This window comes from Psychrobacter sp. BF1, assembly GCF_019279065.1.
Lineage (GTDB): Bacteria > Pseudomonadota > Gammaproteobacteria > Pseudomonadales > Moraxellaceae > Psychrobacter > Psychrobacter urativorans.
Map to the genome: position 1 here is coordinate 24,058 of NZ_JAGYWV010000008.1, position 19,278 is coordinate 43,335.

A 19,278-nucleotide genomic window follows, 5' to 3' on the forward strand; every position below is an offset into this window, starting at 1 on the left:
TAACCATAAATAAGATAGAAAATTAAGATCACTAATGAGCAAATCTAGGCCAATAATACTGAGTTTATAATGGTGAGTTTATAATGGTGAGCCTGCATCAGCATCTAAGTTATCGATACCGATAGCACTAGCCGCATTTTCAATGCCTGCAGTCAGCTGCTGCAAACTACTAATACCATTCTCAATCCAGCCACGACGCTTATTTTGCTCCTCGCTTGAGATATTGTGTTTGCTGGCCTGACCAACTGTAGCGATCATTTGATCAACTTTGATACCGTCTTTTTCAGCTTTTTCAACGATTACATTAAAGGCATCTTCTACGTTTTTGAAGTCTGCCGTCAGTTTATCAGCCGCATCTTTGTGCTCAGTATCTATAAGATACTGCTTGATACCATAGCCACCAATCGACTTGCCAGCAACTGTCTTATAGTTACCATTAAAGATATTTTGAATACCACGGGCATTATTAGCGTAGCTCAGATGAGTCAAATCACTAAAGCAGTCATGTTCATCTTCAGTCGAACCAGTGACAAAGGCAACTTGCATACGCTGAGAAGCCAATTCACCAAGAGCTAAACTACCCATTTGATACATAACCTGACGTACCGCATTACCATTTTTACGCTCTATCATATCGCTACGTAAAGTATTTTCGCTTTCAGCCTGCCACTGAGCTTCCATGGCGCTTAAATCATCGACTAATAGTTGAGTTGCCGCCTTCAAGTACTGACCACGGCGGGTACAAACACTGGCGTCTGTATTAGTAGTCTCACCGCTAGTGCACTGACCATCAGTGGTAATATAATCAGTGAATGGACGCGTACCTGCCCCTTCACCAACACCATTAGTATCTTGGCCCCATAACAGGAACTCAATCGCATGATAACCAGTAGTCACGTTAGCTTCGCTGCCACCAATCTCATTCATCTCGACTAATAGTTCAGGAGTAATAGTGCTAGTGTCTTGCTTTAGGCTGCCGACACTAATACTGTCACTATTGATAATATTATCTGGGCTATTATATTCACCCTCATAGCTGTCGCTCACATAATCAATTAACGCTTCATCAAGTGGCCACGCATTTACTTGCCCTTCCCAGCCATCGATATTGGCTATCTTACGCTTATCATTAGCAGTCACAAACCCCTCATCAAAACGAAAAACCTCTGTTTGTGAATAAGGTAGGCGTGCTGCTTTATAGGCGACTTTTGCTGCTTCAAGATTAGCCTCAGTAGGCGTATCCACATATGTATTTATTGCGGTCTGTAAGAGCTTTGCCGTATCAAGAGAGTCTTTATAGGCGGCGTGGGCCATATCAGCATAGCTGATCAGTAATCTATCAATATTAGCTTGCTGAGCATTAGGTGTAGTTGCACTATCTGCTACCTTTTGAGTCTGCGTTTGATTATCAGTAGCGACCGTATCATCAGCCTGCTTAGTACAGCCTGACAACAGCAAGATACCGGCAAGCGCCGCAGCTAAAGTTGTCGGCAAAATCTTACGGTTAGTCGTGGTAGTGATAGTCATACATATCCTTGAAGAATTATAGAGAATAATTTAGCATTCAGCTCATGATCATTGATGTTAATCATCCAAATTATAATGATATTGATAACGATTATCAACTATATATTAAAAATCTGTAACTTGGCTTTGGATGGCGTTAATTAGCCGACTGTAGCTAGGGATATTTATGCAGGATCAAACCGTACTAAACCCTAGTAAAACCACAGGATTATTTAGAAAAAGTAGAAAAAAAGACAAAAAAAAGGCCAGCGCTATGCTGACCTTTTTTTAATTGCTGTTATTCTATAGTTGTCTATTTATGACATTACTATATATAAAGCTAGATTAATTAACGCTCTGTGGAGAGTTAATAGTTAACTCAACACGACGGTTTTGTTGACGACCATTTTCAGTGTTGTTATCAGCAACTGGACGTGACTCACCATAAGCTACTACATTAATACGGCTGCTTGGTACACCATTAGCAGTTAAGTAGTTAGCAACGGCATAAGCACGGTCACGTGATAGACCTTGGTTATAAGCAGCAGCACCTTTACTATCAGTGTGGCCTGCGATAGTGATAGTATTTTGGTTATACTCTTTCATAGTAGAAGCAAGCTTATTAAGCGTTGGCTTGAACGATGAGTTTAGAGTAGCGTCATCGAATGAGAAAGTGATGCTACCAGGCATAACTAAATCGATGTTACCGTTAGCGTTTGGCGTAACAGTTACACCAGTACCGGCCATTTGCTGTGCAAGCTGCTTAGCTTGACGTTCCATGTAATAGCCAACGCCCGTTCCTAATGCTGCACCAATAGCGGCATCACGACCAGTTTTGTTACCACCTGTTGCTTTAGAAATAACTGCGCCGCCTGCTGCGCCTGCTAAAGTACCGATAGCAGTTTTGTTTAGACGCTGTTGTCCAGTACTAGGATCAGTAGTACAACCACTAAGAGCTAGACCTGATGCTACTGCTAAAATCATAATTTGGTTACGCATAATTTTTCCTCTTAAGTGCAAAGTTAGCTTTATAATAAGTTTTGCTTGATGCTTGTTCTTTATTTATGAAGGTTCTTTCATATCCGTCATTATTATCGCAATCTCAATCTATCCGTGTGTAATATTTTGTCACATCTATGTATATAAAGTGCATGAAATCTTACAGCTAACGTGTTATTAAGGCGGTTGTAGACAATTATAGCGAGATCGGAGTAGCTAATAACAGTGCCAGTTGCCTTTAGCCTTAAAGCAGATTAAATCATCGTTCATATTTGCTACTACAAGTCATCTTTAAGCAGATATTCTATGGTTCGTTTCTGCTAAAATCAGCTAATCTATTTTGATAACAAATAACTATTAAACAGCTATTTAGACCGCTATTGTAAAAAAAAGGATTTTATATGAGCATCGCCTCTTCTGTTCGAAACTTGCATAAACGCTCACCGAAGCTTGGCCAAGCCGTGTCATTAGTCACTGCTGCAGGAGTCATCACTAGAAGCAGCTTTCGAGCAAGTGTGCCTTTATGGGTTATGGGTGCAACTAAGGTCATCACCGGTTCGCAAACTGCCGATGATCAAGTTATCAAAATCACTAATCGCTGGATCGGTAGCAATAACGACATGATAGATACTATGTTGCCGGATAGAGATTGGCGCATTAGTTTACCTGACGACGTCCATCCTGAAGGTAAGTATCTGCTAATTAGCAATCATCAGTCTTGGGTTGATACTAGCATTGTGCAGTATATTAGTGCGAAACGCTTACCTTTGACGCGGTTTTTCACCAAATTTGAACTAATTTATATCCCTGTAGTTGGACAAGCCTTTTACTTTTTAGACTTTCCGATGATGCGCCGGCACTCTAAAGAAGCGGTAGCTAAGAACCCCGCTCTAAAAGGTAAAGATATCATCGAGGCCAAACGCGCTTGTGCCTTACTGAAAAATAAGCCTTTTACTTTACTTAATTATTTAGAAGGTACGCGCTTTACCGCAGCTAAGCATGACAAGCAGCAGTCTCCTTATCAGCACCTATTAAAACCTCGCGCTGGCGGCCTAGCGCTAGCTATTAACGCCCTAGGGGAAAATATAGATGGTATCTTAGACATGACCATCGTTTATCCTGATGGAGTGCCCACTTATAGCGACTTGTGGAAAGGTAATATCAAGCGTTTGGGGGTTGATGTTCGCCACATTAAAATGCCAAAAGACCTGTTTGACAAAGTTGAATCAGGCAGCTATGAGGAAGACGAAGCTATCAAAGCTCAGCTGTTTGACTGGTTGGACGATGCTTGGCAACAAAAAGATAAGTTGATTAGCAAGATGCTTGCTGAGTTCGCAGAGGACTCTACAGCTAAATAGGCCTACGATTAGCGCTATTCACCCTGCTGTTTTGTGCGCAGGATTAGTGCTAGCAATGCTGAATGCTCACAGGGTTATTACTTCTCCGTAAGCCGCTTAACAATCCATGCTATTAGGAATAATACTAACAGTGGCTAGTAGGCACAATCCAGTCGCTTCAAGCTGGAGACTGTACTAGCGACTCTCTACAGAGTATTGTTTTTAATATGCAAACTTATCAATACTGCCCTATTGGTTTATAAGCACTGGCATATCTAGTTTTGTAGCGTTACTATTGTAGCCATAGCCCTTCATGTAGTCATAGCACTGCAATAGTAACATTCACTCAACTTAAGGTCTGACTGTGCCCGCCTCTTCTGCCCACTCGATTATTGACTCTAAGACGCTACCCAAGCCAGCAAGCGATCCGCTAACTAATAATCCCGTCAAATCCAGCGACAATGCTAAGCCTCCTCTAGATCCTAAACCGAATTACCTTAAACTGAGCTATGATATTACGATGATTATCGCTATCAGTATTGATCTGTTATTGATCAGCTTGGATGCGATTTTGATGAGTAACTTCAGTATCAAGGTTGCCAGTTGGCTAATGCTTAGTGATGGACTCAATTGGTATCAGAATGCGTTGCACATACCTTTACGTACTGCCGGTGGATTTTTTACTATATTTTTGATTTTTGAGCTGCTAATACGTTGGGCTATTGCTATTAAGCAACAAGTCTATTATCGTTGGTTTTTCTTTCCCTTTATCCATTGGTATGAACTGCTTGGTTGTTTTCCACAGCTGCGTGCATTGCGTTTATTTCGGGTGGTCATTATTGGTCGACGTCTATACCAATTAGGCTATCAAGTGTTGCCACAGCCTTGGATCGATCGTATAAAATTCTATATCAACTTATTATTAGAAGAGCTGTCTGACCGCGTCATCTTGACTACTATTCATAACTATCGACAGCAGCTTACTGACTCCGCTATGCAAAAGTCGCTGATAGGAAATTTAGTTGATAGCAATCGCGATGACATGGAAGCCGTTTTGTTATCATTGTTACGCACGCAACTAGTCCCAGAGCTACAGAAGCTCTCAGGTAAATCACCAGCTGGTAATAAACTTGCCAGTGAGGTCGGTAATGCGATTGAAGATGGTATCGCTAATACTCCTGAGTTACATCGGTTATTACGCCTGATCCCTATTGCTGGTAGCTTGATTGAATCACAACTACAGAGTATCGGTCATAGTGTTGGTGAAAACGTGGTCTACTCGCTAAATGAACGCTTGCTGGATCCTGAGCTTGTTGATAGCCTGATAGTTAGCATTGCACACAGCATTGCTCATATTGATATCAATAATACGGCACTCGATACTTTAATAGCCAGTATTGTCACTGATAGTTTGACCGAGTTTGAGGCACAAATAAAAGTACAGCAATGGAAATACCAAGATATGCTGAAATTTTAGTTATCGGCTATTGTTTTAGCCGTCAATTGATTTAACATACTAGCGAAAACAACTTTAACAAATGATCGGCCTGATATAGCGTTAATAACCTAACTGAACTGGCTAAATTGGCCAAGCTGGTTCGTTATTAAAGCGCTACCAGTATTTTTAAGGACTGACTTTATGACGATTTTGGATAACGCCGAGCAAGCTACTCCTGCTGTGACTTTTTATGGCAAAATGCTTACTTTTTCTCGTCTGCAAATAACTACTAGCGATTTGAGCATTATTGATGCCCAATTGGGCGCTATGCTTAGCAACAAAACCAGTAATATCCCTGTCCTCATTGATAGCGATGTCGAACAGGACTTGCCTGCTTTAGTAGACCTCTTGTGGTCTTGGGGGCTACAACCTATTGGTGTAGTAAAAGGACTATTAGAGCAACAGGCCCGTAGCCAACGTTTGGCTATATTCCCTGCTGATGGCAAACGCATCGAACGTATTTTACCTAGTAAAAAAACGGCTCTACAGACGCCAGTGGCTCAGCCTGCCGATAGCAGTACAGCTACTGAAGGCGCTGAGAGGTTTGCAGAGACCAATACAAATACGCTAAATGCGGCGGTTATGACTCCAGAAACTCTGATAAGCGCAGAGCAGATCACTAGTCTTATCTATGATCAAATGTTACGCTCAGGCCAAAGCCTGAACCATGTCGGTGGTGATTTGATCCTAACTAATAGTATCAATAGCGGTGCTGAAGCTATCACTGATAATAGCCTGCATGTCTATGGCCGTGCTCAAGGACGCTTAGTAGCAGGCGCTACTGGTGATAAGGATGCTCGTATATTCTGTCAAGCATTCAACCCTTCGTTAGTCTCTGTGGCAGGCACTTATTGCTTACGAGACAATTTACCAGCACATGTTATCGATAAGTCAGTACAAGTACGCTTCGTTGAAGGAGAAGGTTTAGTCTTTAAAGTTATGGAAGATATATAGCTTATAGTTATTAGTGCTACCCTTGCTTAGTTGCTTAGTTGCTTAGTCAAGGTAGCACAAGCTTTTACTTGATGATGAATCAAGTTTATTTGAGCACCAGGTGCTACTAGGCGCTACCCTAAACTTTTAATGCAAACCTTAGTTATACAGATAGCTGATACTTGCAAAAAGGTAGTACAATAAAAATATTACTTTATGCTAATTATTTTATGCCGTTATCGATTAAAATTACTTATGTTGGGTAGTGACTAGCTATAAATTTTTGTTTATTTATGCTAGGCTTACGCTTTTAGAAAACATCTATACTGTCTTTAGATTATCTAGCACTTAGCTATAGTGAATGGCTGTCTTTTAGAGGGCTATTCTTATAGAAAGCTGATGTTTATATTTAACTGTTTTACCGATTATTATATTGTCTTATTTAATAGACATCCCATTGATTAATAGGAGTGTGCCATCGTGGCGAAGATTGTTGTAATCACTTCAGGTAAGGGCGGTGTGGGCAAAACCACCACTAGCGCTTCTTTTGCCGCTGGTTTAGCACTACGTGGCTATAAAACAGTGGTTATCGATTTTGATGTTGGCCTCCGTAATCTAGACTTGATTATGGGTTGTGAAAATCGTATCGTTTATGACTTCGTTGACGTCATTAACGGTAATGCCCGTTTATCGCAAGCGTTAGTCAAAGACAAGCAATTAGAAAACTTATTTATTCTACCTGCTAGCCAAACCCGTGATAAAGATGCCCTAACTGACGAAGGGGTGTCAGAAGTCATGGCTGAGCTGTCAAAACAATTTGACTATATCATTTGTGACTCACCAGCTGGTATCGAACGCGGTGCACAATTAGCTATGTACCATGCTGATGAAGCTATCATTGTTACTAACCCTGAGATCTCATCAGTACGTGACTCTGATCGCATAATAGGTATCTTACAAAGCCGTACTAAAAAGGTCGAAGAAGGTCAAGGAACTATCCGTGAGCATCTTATCATTACTCGATATAATGCTGAACGTGCGGCGGCTAATGAGATGATGGACATCGATACTATCTCTAATGACATTCTAAAAGTACCTTTATTAGGTGTCGTTCCTGAGAGTCACGCTGTACTTGAGGCCTCAAACCATGGTGAACCAGTCATTCATTATACTGACTCAGTAGCTGGACAATGTTATGACGATATTGTCGCTCGTTTCCTAGGAGAAGAGAGACCATTGCGTCATATTGATGTTAAGAAAAAGAGTCTATTTCAGCGCTGGTTTGGAGGTTAGTAATGAGTAAGAAAAAGGGATTTTGGAGTAATCTATTCGGTGCAGATGACACTAGCTCCGGTAGCGCTAATATGGCCACTGAACGTCTAAAGGTTATTGTCGCTAGCGAAAATCGTCTAAACAATCGCTTAACGGCTGATCGTATCGAAAAGATGAAACGTGAGATATTAGAAGTGGTTAATAAGTATGTCAATGGCGTACAGATTGATGATGTTAATATTAATCACCGCTCTGAAGACAGCTTAGATGTATTAGAGATGAATATCAGCTTGCCTGAACACAAAAAGTAACAGGCTAGCAGACCGTCTTTATAACAAAAGCCCTACTCGTTATGTGTAGGGCTTTTTTTGTAGAGATTTTTTAGCTGTAGTTTTCAGCCCTAACTACAATCTAGTGCTAGGTACGCAAAGCTCATTATTTCATGCGGTTGATAAGCTTGTCTTTCATAAAGAACTGATGATATAGCGCAGCGCCTATATGCAATACGGTAAAAGCTATAATCATCGGCCAAATAATATTAGTATGAATATCATCAAATAATCGTGCGGCACTGCGATCGGGAGTGACGAAGACGGGGATTTGAAACAGTCCAAAAATATCCACTGGGCGACCACCATAAACCGACATCAATAAGCCAGCTATGGGCATGGCAATCAATAACGCATAGAGAACAAAGTGATTTAACTGCGATACTAGCATTTGCCATTTAGGCATAGGTACAGGGGCTGGTGCTTTGGTCAATATCCGATTGAGAACTCGCGCTATCATCCAACACAATACGCTAATACCAAAAGCCTTGTGCAGCCCTATATATAGCTTAGTTTCAGTGTACTGGTATACTACCATTAGCAACCAAGTCACTAGCAATAATAGAGCGCTTATCCAATGAAATATTCGACTGCTAACCGGCCACTTACTCGGCTGTATACTGGCATTGTTCATAAAATACCTTTTTATTAACTGGGCTTGTATTGGATAAAGGAATATTGAGCAGGTTTTTACTTAGAGGAATTAGCCAACAGCCTTGCGACTATTTGGCTTAGGCATGGTAATTAATCAACTGCTGCAAGCAATTGATGAGCAATTTTATCCAAATCAGCTATTAGATAAGGCTGTTCATCAATCATTACCGTTTGCAATAAATAACTGATTATATTCTCTTCTGTCAATTGTTGATAGTCACCAGCGTTATTATCTAGCGCATTGCGCTCAATAGTAGGCTCTGAGCTTGTGTGGCTTTGATAGCCTTGATAGCTAGTCTCAATAGTACTATCCGCAATACTATCGGCAGTAGACGTTTGCTGATAATGTTTTGGTAAGACTATATCTCGAACTTCAGAGATACACAACTGTATTTGGCGCAACTCTCCTGCAGTCTGTAAAGCCATGCGCTGCTTGGCAGTGTTACCTTCTATAATAATTATTTTATCTACCGCTTGCTCAGGCGCTTGCAGGTGAAAGACTGGCAGTTGTTGCTGTTGCCATAAATAATGATCAGTCCATTGCTGATAACTATCAATAGCAAGAATAAGACTACTGGGTATAAGCCAGTCGGGCTGATTGTAAGCAGGAATCATGGTAACGTCTAGCCTGCCTCTAGCAGTGGTCAATAGGCTGACGGCTTCAAATGAATGTTTTATGATCTGGTCCATAAGCTACTCACGATGAATTCAAAGGTTTCAATGGCTAAGGAGTTAACCAACAGTAATAAAGCTATGCTTGCTAATCTAAGCTTACTTTATGAGCTAGCAATGACTTTATCTTTTTTAGCAGTTGTTTTTCTTGGAAAGGTTTGCCTATATAGTCATCGACGCCAATCTTAAACGCACGCTGACGATGCTTTTTGCCCGTGCGTGAAGTGATCATAATAATAGGAATATGCTGCGAGTGCTTGCTATGTCTTATTTGGGTGGCCACTTCAAAACCATCCATCCGTGGCATCTCAATATCTAGCAATATCAAGTCTGGAGTAGTCTGTTGTAAAGTCTCTATAGCCTCGATTCCGTCTTTAGCGATAAGTACTTTGATACCTTGACGCTCAAGGAAGCGTGAAGTAACTTTGCGTACCGTCACTGAGTCATCAACTACTAATATGGTAGGTTGTACTGTCATGCTAAGCTCATCAGTAGTAAGCACTGAATTTATCACTGGTTGCGACGGTGCATTTCTCATCAGCGCTATTAAGTCTAAGATAAACATCACTGAGCCATCACCCATGATAGTAGCCGCAGATATACCAGCTATGGGTGATAGCTGACGGCCTAACGGCTTAACTACTATTTCGATACGCGAGCCTGCAATCTGATCCACTTGTAGGGCAAGATTCTGTCCAGTGCGACTTTTAATGATAATCAAAGGTAAGCTAGTATTAGTAGTAACCAGCAGCTCATTAAACTTATTACCGCAGAGTATCTCGTTCAAATAACGAATACGATAGTCACGGTCTTCGATAGCTAGCTTCGCGGCTCCTGACTGATAGTAGTCATAAAGCTGCTCTGGCTTGACTCTTACTATCCGCTCGATCTGTACTAGTGGAATAGCATAATAATGATCAGCTACTCGCACTACTAAAGCATCGCAGATGGCCACCGACAGAGGTATTCGCATAGTGAACTGCGAGCCCTGTCCAGGCTCAGACGATACAGATACTATACCGCCTAATTGACGAATCTCACTAATGACTACATCCATACCCATACCACGACCAGATATTTGGGTCAGTTTGTCAGTAGTGCTAAGCCCAGCATTAAAAATATACTGCATCACATCTAAGTCACTAAGCGTATCGTCATTACTATCAATCAAGCCTTTGGCGATGGCTTTTTTACGTACTGCCTCAACGTCGATACCGCAACCATCATCAGTGAGATGAATGATCACTTCACTACCTTCGCGCAGTACCTCTAAAGTAATATGACCGTTACGCTCTTTGCCCGCTTGCAAGCGCGTTTGCGTGTCTTCGATACCGTGATCAACTGCATTTCTGAGCATGTGCTCAAGCGGTGAAGTTATACGCTCAAGAATATTTCTATCCATTTCATCATCAGCATTGATGATAGTTAGTTCGACAGATTTATTGAGTTCGTTGGCAGTTTGACGCACTATACGTTCAAGACGAGGGGTAAGACGAGTAAAAGGTACTATTTGCGACTTCATCAAGCCATCTTGCAGCTCAGTCTGGGTGCGCGATAACTGTAATAATAAGCTTTCACTATCACGAGTCTTTTCTAATAAAGTACTATTAATATCGACTAAATCCGAAGCCGATTCGCTTAAAGATTTAGACAATTGATTCAACGATGAATATTGATCCAATTCTAAAGGGTCAAAGTCTTTATTATCAAGCAGCTCTTCATCGATCTGTGCCAGTATCTGCACTTCAAGCTCACCTTCCATACGGCGCAGCTGATCGGCCAAACGCTGAACGGTAGTACCCATCTCCTCGATACTAGTAGTCAAGCTGCTCATACCCATCTCAATACGAGCACGGTTGATCGCTGATTCACCAGATAGATTAATCATCTGCTCGACCAAACTACTTGAGATACTAATCATCTCTGTACTACTATTCTTGTCACCTTGCTCAGCAAAGCTACCCGTCATTGCTGGCATCTGATCAATATTAGTAGCTGACTGTTGGGGCTTGCGCTCAGCTTTAGCAGCTATAATAGCGTCACGCTGCGCCTGCAATGAGTGATTAGGGATTTGCTTTAATCCCTCAGGATCGGCACTAAATTGTTTTAATGCTTCAATCAATGCTGTTGGCCTATACGGATTAACTCGTTGCCTAAGAATAAAAATAGCGTCAATTATCCAGTCATAGCAAGCAGTAAGGAGCTCGGACAGCATCTTGGTAATTGGCCGGCGCTGCTTGGCCAGCTTTTCGTACACTGTCTCCATCTCGTGCGCCAAATCCGCAATACCATTGGCCGCTACCATACGAGCGCCGCCTTTAACAGTATGCAAATTACGCTGTAGTGACTGTAGAGCCTCAGTGTCTTGATCATCAGTCAAAAACTGCTGTAGCAAAAACTGCTGTAGATAGTTATTACTACTACTGACTAACTCATCAGCTTCTTCTAAATAAACCTCTAGGATATCAGGGTCGGGCTGTCCATTCGGCCATGAGTCAGCAATCAGCTGCTTGATACTGGTAGTATGTTTTAGCGTGTCCAGCCCTTGCCTGTCCTTATTATTTACCACTAGTGGCTCAATAGAGCGCTGGCTTTTTGGCACTATAAGGTTTACTTCTGCTGGCTGTTCCCTAGTAGCTTGCCCGACTTGCCTACTAATAGCATATAAGCTCTCAACTACTTGCGTATCAATCTTTAGCGACATACTGCCTGCTAAGGCATCGAATAAACCGACCAGCTGCGCATGACCATTTAACAGGGCGTTACGCACTTGCGCATCAGTCGCTCTCATTGGCTGGTTATCAAGATAAGCGTACGCATTATCTAAAGCTGCGAGCAAAATGGTGAACTTCGGTGACTGTCCGGTCTTTGCGGTTAGTTGCACAATCTGCTGGCGCATCTGGCTAATGTAACTATGGATTCGCTGTAAATCGTCGGTAGTACTTAGCGCATTTGCTGTTGGCTCTGATTGCGTAGTTAGTGCAGCATCTAACTGCCACTCAGCATCTAATAAAGCATCAATATCACCGTCTAATAAGTGAGTAATGTTTAATAGACGGTCATTGACTAGCGCCTCCTCCTCATAGTCATCGAGCATAGCTTGTAGAGAGGCCAAATCTTGATAGCCTTGTGGATCATCACTAACAGTATTGGCTTGCTGTTGTATGTTTTTATCGTAGCGACTCAAATAGCTGGTTATCAATGCCACCGATTGGGTAAGGGCCTGCAAATGCTGCGAAGTCATAGGTATATCACACTGTTGTAGCTGCTCTAAACTTTGCTCAATAGTAGCGCTGACTTCACTAATAGCCAGCAAAGCGCTAGAGCCAGAGGCCGCACGCAAAGTATGAAAGGCGCGGACAATTTTATCACTGACTTCAACCTGGCTCTGCTGCTCATTAGCCTGCACAAAATCAGTGATCTGTTGTAATAAACTATGAGCCTCTTCGCTAAATACTTGGTAAAAGGCCTGCTCTGCCTTACTTTGCGGGGTGACTACTACAACCGCTTCCGCCATAATCTCATTAACAGAATAAATCGTTTGTAGACTAGCATTAGCATGGCTATCAGTCTGCTCATTGACGGTGATAATATCCATATCACTGACCAATTGCGCCCTAGCTATTAGCCTCTGCTTACCCCAAGCATAGTAGCTAAATTCTTGCGCTTTACTTTGGCTATAAGCATTAGCACAAGCCACCCATAGCAATGCGTCAGCTGGATAGTCTTCTCTATTTTCAGCAAAAGTAGTAAGCAGCTGTGGATAACAGCTCAACACATCCATAATTAACTGCTCAACATCTCTAGAAACGCTAATACTCTGTGCTAATAACTGATTAAGCAGATGTTCAATTGACCCTGCCAGCTCGGCACTAAAATTAGCACCAACTAGGCGTCCTGACCCTTTTAAGGTGTGAAAGCCACGACGAATATCTACTAGTTCTTTAAGTTCATTAGGGTCTTGGCGCCATAGCGTGAATAACGGCTGGATCTCAGCCAATACTTCTTTGGCTTCCTCAATAAATATCTCTTTGATATCAGGATCTATAACGTTAGTATCTGCAGGCATGGGCGCTACTTGCTCTATAAAATATAAAAGCTCAGTGGGCATTTGCGCTTGCGAATCTGGAATATTAACGCTGTGGGGCGTCGTAGCTGTTAGTGCTTGCTTATCACTACTGTCTGACTCTAAAGACTGATGCTTATAGTGACTGCACACTTCAAGAGTTGCCTTTATATCGTCGAAGCCATCTACCTGAGCATTATTGATACTAGTAGCTATTGGCAATTCCAATATTAAGTTATCACTTTGTTGTATTAGGTTAGTCCCATCTACAGGTGACGTTTGTGACGCTAAAAAATCAGTGATTAAGCTTGGCAGCTGCTGTATTAATTGTCGCGCACTCATCATTAAGTCATCACTGATAATTACAGTACCCGCCAATACTTGCGCTAACCGCTCAGCAAGCTGGCCTGCCAAATGGCTGATATTATCAGCATCGACACTCTGCGCAGACTGTTGTAGCGTATAGAAGTTTCTTCTAACTTCAGTCAATGCAGTTGTATCTTCTGGCTCTTCTGCCCAAATTAGGAAAAAACTCTGCAAGTTACTAGTGATTTCTGTAGCTTGAGCCATAAAGCTATGACGACTAGTGTCCTCTACTGGTGCTTTATGGACTGTTGCTTGCTCAGTATCGGACTCAGTATCGGACTCAGTAGCAGTTGTCTGCAACTGACCGCTGGCTACTACCTCACCACTATCGTCATAACGCAAGACATCAGTAGCACTTTGATTTATTAATGACTTATTAATATAGTGAGTATTACTGGCATAATTAACTTCAGCACTATCTGGCACAGCCAACCTTGCTGCTTCTAACTGTCCTATGGACAACAGCGTTTGGCTGATCTCATCAACAGTACTATCGATCACCGTCCGATGATAATACCCATTCTGTACATAATAATTTAGTTCATTTCTGAGCAGCTGATGGGCAAAATAACCTAGACTTTTTAAGCGTGCTATCAACGAAGTGTGCTCAGCTACTGCTGCCAGCTGGCTAAGTTTACTGGCTAAATGGCTCAACCTTGGCAGATTGGCCATAACTAAAGTACTAGCAACTTGCTGATAGTGCGCTGACATAGTGTCAACAGCAACGCTACTATGTTGCCAGCCATCGAGTACTCGCGCTAGTTGCTGATCGAGTAGCGGCAAAAGCCATTCAAGCCTCAGAATTTCATTTGACTGGATTTTCATAGGACTATCCTAACTTATTAAAACACCAATTATTGCCAGTTGTTTCTTTTAGCGACTATATTTATGACCCAACAATACTGTTAATTTAACACTAGTTATGACTCAGCAAATAGCTGTAAGCGCTCGGTATATTTGGCTGCTCAATGCCTATATATACGCTGTCATAGAGAAGCTACTTTCTATTATCAAAGCTCTATTTTTTATCGTCAAAGCTCTATTTTTTATCGTCAAAGCTCTATTTTTTGTCATCAAAGCTCTATTTTCTATATCAAAGCGCTAGCTATTATTTGATAACTTAAAGCCTGTAACCGACTGTTGCAATGCTCCTGCCATTGCACTTAGCTCACCTACCGAACGGGCGGTCGCCATAGTGCCTGCAGAGGTCTGTGAAGTGATGTTTTGAATAACGGTCATGGTGCTGGAGATTTGACCAGCTGATTGCGCTTGCTGCTGTGCAGCATTGGAGATGTTTTGAATCAGATCGGAAAGAGTGTTAGAGACGTTTTGTACTTGTTCTAGGGCTTCACCTGCATCTTTTGCCAAACGTGCGCCACGCACAACCTCTGAGGTGGTGGACTCCATCGATATCACTGCTTCACTAGTATCAGCTTGAATGGTTTTAACCAGAGTCTCGATCTGCTTTGTTGCTTTGGCTGAGCGCTCAGCCAGACGCTGTACTTCGTCAGCCACCACCGCAAATCCTCGTCCAGCCTCCCCTGCCATCGATGCTTGAATAGCGGCATTGAGTGCCAAAACGTTAGTCTGATCGGCAATGTCGTTGATTAAGTTGACGATATCACCAATCTCTTGTGAGGACTCACCTAAGCGTTTAATACGCTTTGAGGTCTCTTGAATCTGGTTACGAATAACGTTCATACCTTCGATTGAACGCTGGACTACTTCTGCTCCGTTATAGGCAATAGCAACAGAGCGCTCAGCGACAGTCGCTGATTCAGTAGCGTTAGTCGATACTTGGTCAATCGATATCACCATATCGCTAATGGCTGCTGACACCCCAGTAATCTCTTGGGCTTGTAGCTCGGAAGCTGCTACCAGTTCACCGGCTTTGAGCTGGGTTTGCTCCGAGGATTGAGAAACTTGGTCAGCGGTACTATTAATAACTAATACCAGCTGACGCAACTGATCGATAGCGAAGTTAACTGAGTCAGCAATAGCACCAGTAAAATCTTCTGATACAGTAGCGTTAACCGTCAAATCCCCTTCTGCTAAATCCCCCAATTCATCTAGTAGGCGCAAAATAGCCATCTGGTTACGCTCATTTTCCTGTTGGATTTGGCGGGCGCGTTCCGACTCTATTTCGGCCTCTTGACGACGACGTAAGGTTTCTTTTTCAATCAAATCCCGCTCACTACTACCCCGCTGTTTGAATAGTTGAGCTAAAGCATATACCGCGCACAGCAAGCCTAATAAAAACACTACTGACGGTAGTAAGACTGCTTGATTAAAATTACTTAAATACTGGCTTACTGAATTTAGAGAATGGATCATCCATAGTAAGCAAGCCCCACTCACTAAGGCAAAAAACCCTAATAAAACTTTCCATTTATTATCGTTTTCTTCAGTAGCAAGCACAGGTTTATTAACCCTAAGTACAGCGCTTTTCGTCATATCATTCATTGTGGTTATTCCTTTATATTGCCGCATCACTATAGCGTGGGTCTTGTGCTAATAAACTTGGCATAAAAATAAACCAATCCTGTTGGTCTTTTAGAAACTTGCCATGATTATAAAGAGCAAATGGCGAATGAATATCTATAGGCTCAGCACAGTACTGTTGACGAGTAAACTGCTCAATACCCAACACTCGATCGACGATCAATCCGGAGAATAAGCTATGATGATCGATGACGATCACTTTACGTTGGTTCATTTTTGGCAACTGACTGGGCACTGATAATAATTTGCATAAGTCAGTCAGTGGCAACAAGCGTCCACGAACATTAGCAACACCTAATAACCAAGGTTGCGCGAGCGGCATACGAGTGTACTCAGGCATTGTAAGCACCTCCGACACCTCTCCTATAGGGGCAACTAAGCGCTGACCACCAAGCTCAAATACCACCCCTCGCCAGTCATAATCTTGTCCGCTTTGACGGCCACTAAGACGTGCTTGAGCTAAATCTGCTAGACGCAGTAGTTCAATGAACCCTCTAGAAGCCACCCTTTACTCCATTACCATACGCATAATCCGCATCAATTCAGATTCATCGATAGGCTTAGTCAAATACTCTTTTGCGCCTTGACGTTTACCCCAAACTTGGTCAGTCTCTTGATTTTTGGTACTGATCATCACCACCGGAATATGGGCTGTGGTTTTGTCATGGGTTATTTTACGAGTAGCTTGAAAGCCATTCATCTCTGGCATCACCACATCCATCAAGATAACGTCGGGCAAATGCTCAGTAGCCATTTGGTAACCTTGCTCACCATTAACTGCCTCCAAGACTTGATAGCTGTTTTTGCCAAGCATGTCACGAAATTTTGCTATTTCAGATGGTGAGTCGTCGATGACTAGAACCGTTGTCATGGGAATTCCTTAATTGTCGATAATATCCTTGAAGATATATAATTGAACCGCCCAAGGTATTTAGTAGCTGTCAATATTAATGGGGTATTGAAGCTGGTAACCTTGATGCTAGAAGAAGCGAACCGTTAACTATTAACAGTAATGATTGATCGCCTCAAACAGCTCATCTCTACTAAAAGGTTTAGTTAAATACTCATCAGAACCAACAATACGTCCACGAGCTTTATCGAATAAGCCATCTTTAGAAGACAGCATAATGACTGGCTTGCTGGCGTAATCAGGGTTGTTCTTAATAACGGCGCAAGTTTGGTAGCCATCTAGACGTGGCATCATGATGTCGATAAAAATAATGTCTGGATTATTATCTACAATCTTTGCTAAGGCATCAAAACCATCAACAGCCGTCACCACTTCACAGCCCGCTTTTTGTAGCAAAGTTTCAGCAGTACGGCGGATGGTTTTTGAATCGTCAATAACCATCACCTTTAAACCTTCAAAATTATTTTCCATTATCTTTATCCTATGAACAATAGCTGGTTTTTAATAGTATCTTTATTGGCTATAAAAATGGCTTCATTTGGTTAATATTACTATTTTTCTACTATCGAAGCCTATTTAGAGCCGTTATTATTACTAACATCGTTATTGATTACTATATTATTGATAGACTATAGTCTGCTAATTAAAAAACAACTATAACACTTAATGGATCTATAATTTTAAGAGAAATTCTAAACTGATCATTCACATTATCTTAATATTCAAATTGTTTATAAAATTAGCCCCTTAATATTTGACCAGTCGGCTTACTGGTAGTGGCGATTGCTAGTGACAGATTATTGCTACTTTGGGCAGTGCTGACATCAACTAATAATATTTAATTGCAAGTTGAAGTAGACAGTTTGGTTTCCCCCCTTGCGCTTTGTCTATATAATTAAATAACCTTTATGACAACAGTAGTAGTGAAGATGAGAGTTAGTATGCTAGCTAGTAAAAAAACATCACCGTATCGCAAAAATAGCCTGCTGCTATTAAGCACGCTATTTATTGTCGGCTGTCAGCCAGCTACTGATGAAGTTTCTGCTCCTGCTCCTAACAGTGAAAACTCGCCTATCGTCGCTGATGCTGAGACGGTGACTATGAGTCAAAATCATATTTTAAGTATCAAACCTTCACGCTATCAACCAAGTTTAGGCTTGCAAGGCGATATCGAACCTATAAGACAAGCTCGTCTTAAGTCAGCCCAAGCGCTAATAGTGCAACAAGTATTAGTGACTGAAGGTCAATGGGTGGAAGCGGGAACGCCCCTATTCGTAGTACAGCGCCAAGCACTTAAACAATCGGCTCAAAATGATGAGGTTACCGATGAAGGTACTGATGCAAGTACTGATGCAAGTACTAATGAAGGGACTGATAGAATAAAAGTCGGTCAGCCCCCTTCCTCTAAAGCGACTACCATAGAGCTGATAACTGTCAAAGCGCCTATTACTGGTCGGGTAGATCGACTCAATATAGCAGCAGCGCAGCAAATAGCGGCTAATACCCCGTTGCTGCGTTTAGGGGATGACAATAATCTACAGTTCATCGCAACCGTGCCTATGCAAGCGCAGTCGCAACTCTCTGTAGGTCAAAACGTCAATTTCACCAGAAAAGGTATGAATGATAAATTCACTGGACAAGTCAGTGAACTGCTAGCCAGTGATAGCCCTGATAAACTGAAAGTTTATGTGCATATCATCGATAATGAAGCCAGCCGTGGCAAGCTCAAACCTAATGTGGCAGTGAATGGTCGGGTAGACTATGGACAGATAGAGGTTGGGACTATCGTTCCTGAAAGCGCTATTCATGATGTCGATTTGTCAGTGCTAAAAGTCGCCCCTTATCGACCTATTATGCCTTTGACAGCCAACGTTTGGATTATTCAACAAGACCAACGCCTCACTCGTCAACCAGTAGAAGTTATCGAATATGACCCTATTGCTGATCGCTATCTGATCGCTGGTATTAATAACGATAGCCTGATCTGCTTAGCAGAACTACCGCTGAAATCTGCTGGTAAAAAAGTCATTATTTCTTAACGCTCAGTCTATTATTACCAATAAAAGTAGCACTATTAATCCTCAAGCTATAGTGCTTAATAGCAGCAGCTGTAACATGGCGTAGAATTAGTAACAAACCAAGTCTTGTTTGCTGAGGTGTTAATTCGGCAAGATAGCAGTAACTCTGACTGTGGGATCAAAGCCTACGGCTGTATCAACAGCCAGATAGACAAA

The 19,278-nt window shown here is 41.9% G+C and carries 14 protein-coding genes and 1 pseudogene; 6 read left to right on the top strand and 9 right to left on the bottom strand.

Annotated elements, in window-relative coordinates:
* Window positions 1-78 precede the first annotated feature (78 nt).
* Window positions 79-1,527, bottom strand: coding sequence for an imelysin family protein (locus KZA12_RS10050; RefSeq protein ID WP_201623558.1), 1,449 nt, complete (start codon window positions 1,525-1,527; stop codon window positions 79-81).
* 324 nt (window positions 1,528-1,851) lie between these two features.
* Complete coding sequence (locus KZA12_RS10055; RefSeq protein ID WP_201623559.1) at window positions 1,852-2,505, bottom strand: OmpA family protein; 654 nt, start codon at window positions 2,503-2,505, stop codon at window positions 1,852-1,854.
* A 401-nt stretch (window positions 2,506-2,906) separates the two neighbouring features.
* On the opposite strand from KZA12_RS10055, the gene KZA12_RS10060 reads away from it, so the two are divergent.
* The 5 genes from KZA12_RS10060 to minE all read left to right on the top strand — a co-directional run bounded on the left by KZA12_RS10060 (window position 2,907) and on the right by minE (window position 7,856).
* On the top strand, window positions 2,907-3,863 hold the full coding sequence (locus tag KZA12_RS10060; RefSeq protein ID WP_201623560.1) for an acyltransferase: 957 nt from the start codon (window positions 2,907-2,909) through the stop codon (window positions 3,861-3,863).
* A 343-nt stretch (window positions 3,864-4,206) separates the two neighbouring features.
* Window positions 4,207-5,319 carry a hypothetical protein gene (locus tag KZA12_RS10065; RefSeq protein WP_256932924.1) on the top strand — a complete coding sequence of 371 codons (1,113 nt, stop codon included), beginning with the start codon at window positions 4,207-4,209 and terminating at the stop codon, window positions 5,317-5,319.
* A gap of 162 nt (window positions 5,320-5,481) precedes the next feature.
* On the top strand, window positions 5,482-6,294 hold the full coding sequence (minC, locus tag KZA12_RS10070) for a septum site-determining protein MinC (protein WP_201623561.1): 813 nt from the start codon (window positions 5,482-5,484) through the stop codon (window positions 6,292-6,294).
* A gap of 459 nt (window positions 6,295-6,753) precedes the next feature.
* Window positions 6,754-7,566 carry a septum site-determining protein MinD gene (minD, locus tag KZA12_RS10075; RefSeq protein ID WP_201623562.1) on the top strand — a complete coding sequence of 271 codons (813 nt, stop codon included), beginning with the start codon at window positions 6,754-6,756 and terminating at the stop codon, window positions 7,564-7,566.
* A 2-nt stretch (window positions 7,567-7,568) separates the two neighbouring features.
* Window positions 7,569-7,856, top strand: coding sequence for a cell division topological specificity factor MinE (minE, locus tag KZA12_RS10080; protein ID WP_201623563.1), 288 nt, complete (start codon window positions 7,569-7,571; stop codon window positions 7,854-7,856).
* A gap of 124 nt (window positions 7,857-7,980) precedes the next feature.
* Here minE and KZA12_RS10085 read toward each other — a convergent pair whose 3' ends face one another.
* The 7 genes and pseudogenes from KZA12_RS10085 to pilG form a co-directional block, all read right to left on the bottom strand.
* The gene (locus KZA12_RS10085) at window positions 7,981-8,508 is read right to left on the bottom strand and encodes a cytochrome b (RefSeq protein WP_201623564.1); all 528 of its coding nucleotides are present in this window, start codon (window positions 8,506-8,508) and stop codon (window positions 7,981-7,983) included.
* Window positions 8,509-8,618: 110 nt separating this feature from the next.
* Entirely contained in the window at window positions 8,619-9,218 is a 600-nt protein-coding gene (locus tag KZA12_RS10090) for a hypothetical protein (protein WP_218690159.1), read from the bottom strand.
* A 70-nt stretch (window positions 9,219-9,288) separates the two neighbouring features.
* Window positions 9,289-14,457, bottom strand: coding sequence for an Hpt domain-containing protein (locus tag KZA12_RS10095; protein WP_218690160.1), 5,169 nt, complete (start codon window positions 14,455-14,457; stop codon window positions 9,289-9,291).
* Between the two features lie 276 nt (window positions 14,458-14,733).
* Window positions 14,734-15,741, bottom strand: a pseudogene (locus tag KZA12_RS10100) (methyl-accepting chemotaxis protein); the annotation flags it as partial.
* A gap of 367 nt (window positions 15,742-16,108) precedes the next feature.
* Window positions 16,109-16,639 carry a chemotaxis protein CheW gene (locus KZA12_RS10105; RefSeq protein ID WP_201623568.1) on the bottom strand — a complete coding sequence of 177 codons (531 nt, stop codon included), beginning with the start codon at window positions 16,637-16,639 and terminating at the stop codon, window positions 16,109-16,111.
* A 3-nt stretch (window positions 16,640-16,642) separates the two neighbouring features.
* Window positions 16,643-17,005 carry a PleD family two-component system response regulator gene (locus tag KZA12_RS10110; RefSeq protein ID WP_201623569.1) on the bottom strand — a complete coding sequence of 121 codons (363 nt, stop codon included), beginning with the start codon at window positions 17,003-17,005 and terminating at the stop codon, window positions 16,643-16,645.
* A 132-nt stretch (window positions 17,006-17,137) separates the two neighbouring features.
* Window positions 17,138-17,515: a twitching motility response regulator PilG gene (pilG, locus tag KZA12_RS10115; RefSeq protein ID WP_201623570.1), complete on the bottom strand. Its 378-nt coding sequence runs from the start codon at window positions 17,513-17,515 to the stop codon at window positions 17,138-17,140.
* Between the two features lie 437 nt (window positions 17,516-17,952).
* On the opposite strand from pilG, the gene KZA12_RS10120 reads away from it, so the two are divergent.
* Window positions 17,953-19,083 carry an efflux RND transporter periplasmic adaptor subunit gene (locus tag KZA12_RS10120; RefSeq protein WP_218690162.1) on the top strand — a complete coding sequence of 377 codons (1,131 nt, stop codon included), beginning with the start codon at window positions 17,953-17,955 and terminating at the stop codon, window positions 19,081-19,083.
* Window positions 19,084-19,278: the final 195 nt, after the last annotated feature.

Excerpts from the sequence above, each read along its gene's own strand:
- KZA12_RS10050 (WP_201623558.1), bottom strand. The coding sequence starts at position 1,527 with ATGACTATCACTACCACGACTAACCGTAAGATTTTGCCGACAACTTTA.
- KZA12_RS10055 (WP_201623559.1), bottom strand. The coding sequence starts at position 2,505 with ATGCGTAACCAAATTATGATTTTAGCAGTAGCATCAGGTCTAGCTCTT.
- KZA12_RS10060 (WP_201623560.1), top strand. The coding sequence starts at position 2,907 with ATGAGCATCGCCTCTTCTGTTCGAAACTTGCATAAACGCTCACCGAAG.
- minC (WP_201623561.1), top strand. The coding sequence starts at position 5,482 with ATGACGATTTTGGATAACGCCGAGCAAGCTACTCCTGCTGTGACTTTT.
- minE (WP_201623563.1), top strand. The coding sequence starts at position 7,569 with ATGAGTAAGAAAAAGGGATTTTGGAGTAATCTATTCGGTGCAGATGAC.
- KZA12_RS10085 (WP_201623564.1), bottom strand. The coding sequence starts at position 8,508 with ATGAACAATGCCAGTATACAGCCGAGTAAGTGGCCGGTTAGCAGTCGA.
- KZA12_RS10090 (WP_218690159.1), bottom strand. The coding sequence starts at position 9,218 with ATGGACCAGATCATAAAACATTCATTTGAAGCCGTCAGCCTATTGACC.
- KZA12_RS10095 (WP_218690160.1), bottom strand. The coding sequence starts at position 14,457 with ATGAAAATCCAGTCAAATGAAATTCTGAGGCTTGAATGGCTTTTGCCG.
- KZA12_RS10110 (WP_201623569.1), bottom strand. The coding sequence starts at position 17,005 with ATGACAACGGTTCTAGTCATCGACGACTCACCATCTGAAATAGCAAAA.
- pilG (WP_201623570.1), bottom strand. The coding sequence starts at position 17,515 with ATGGAAAATAATTTTGAAGGTTTAAAGGTGATGGTTATTGACGATTCA.
- KZA12_RS10120 (WP_218690162.1), top strand. The coding sequence starts at position 17,953 with ATGACAACAGTAGTAGTGAAGATGAGAGTTAGTATGCTAGCTAGTAAA.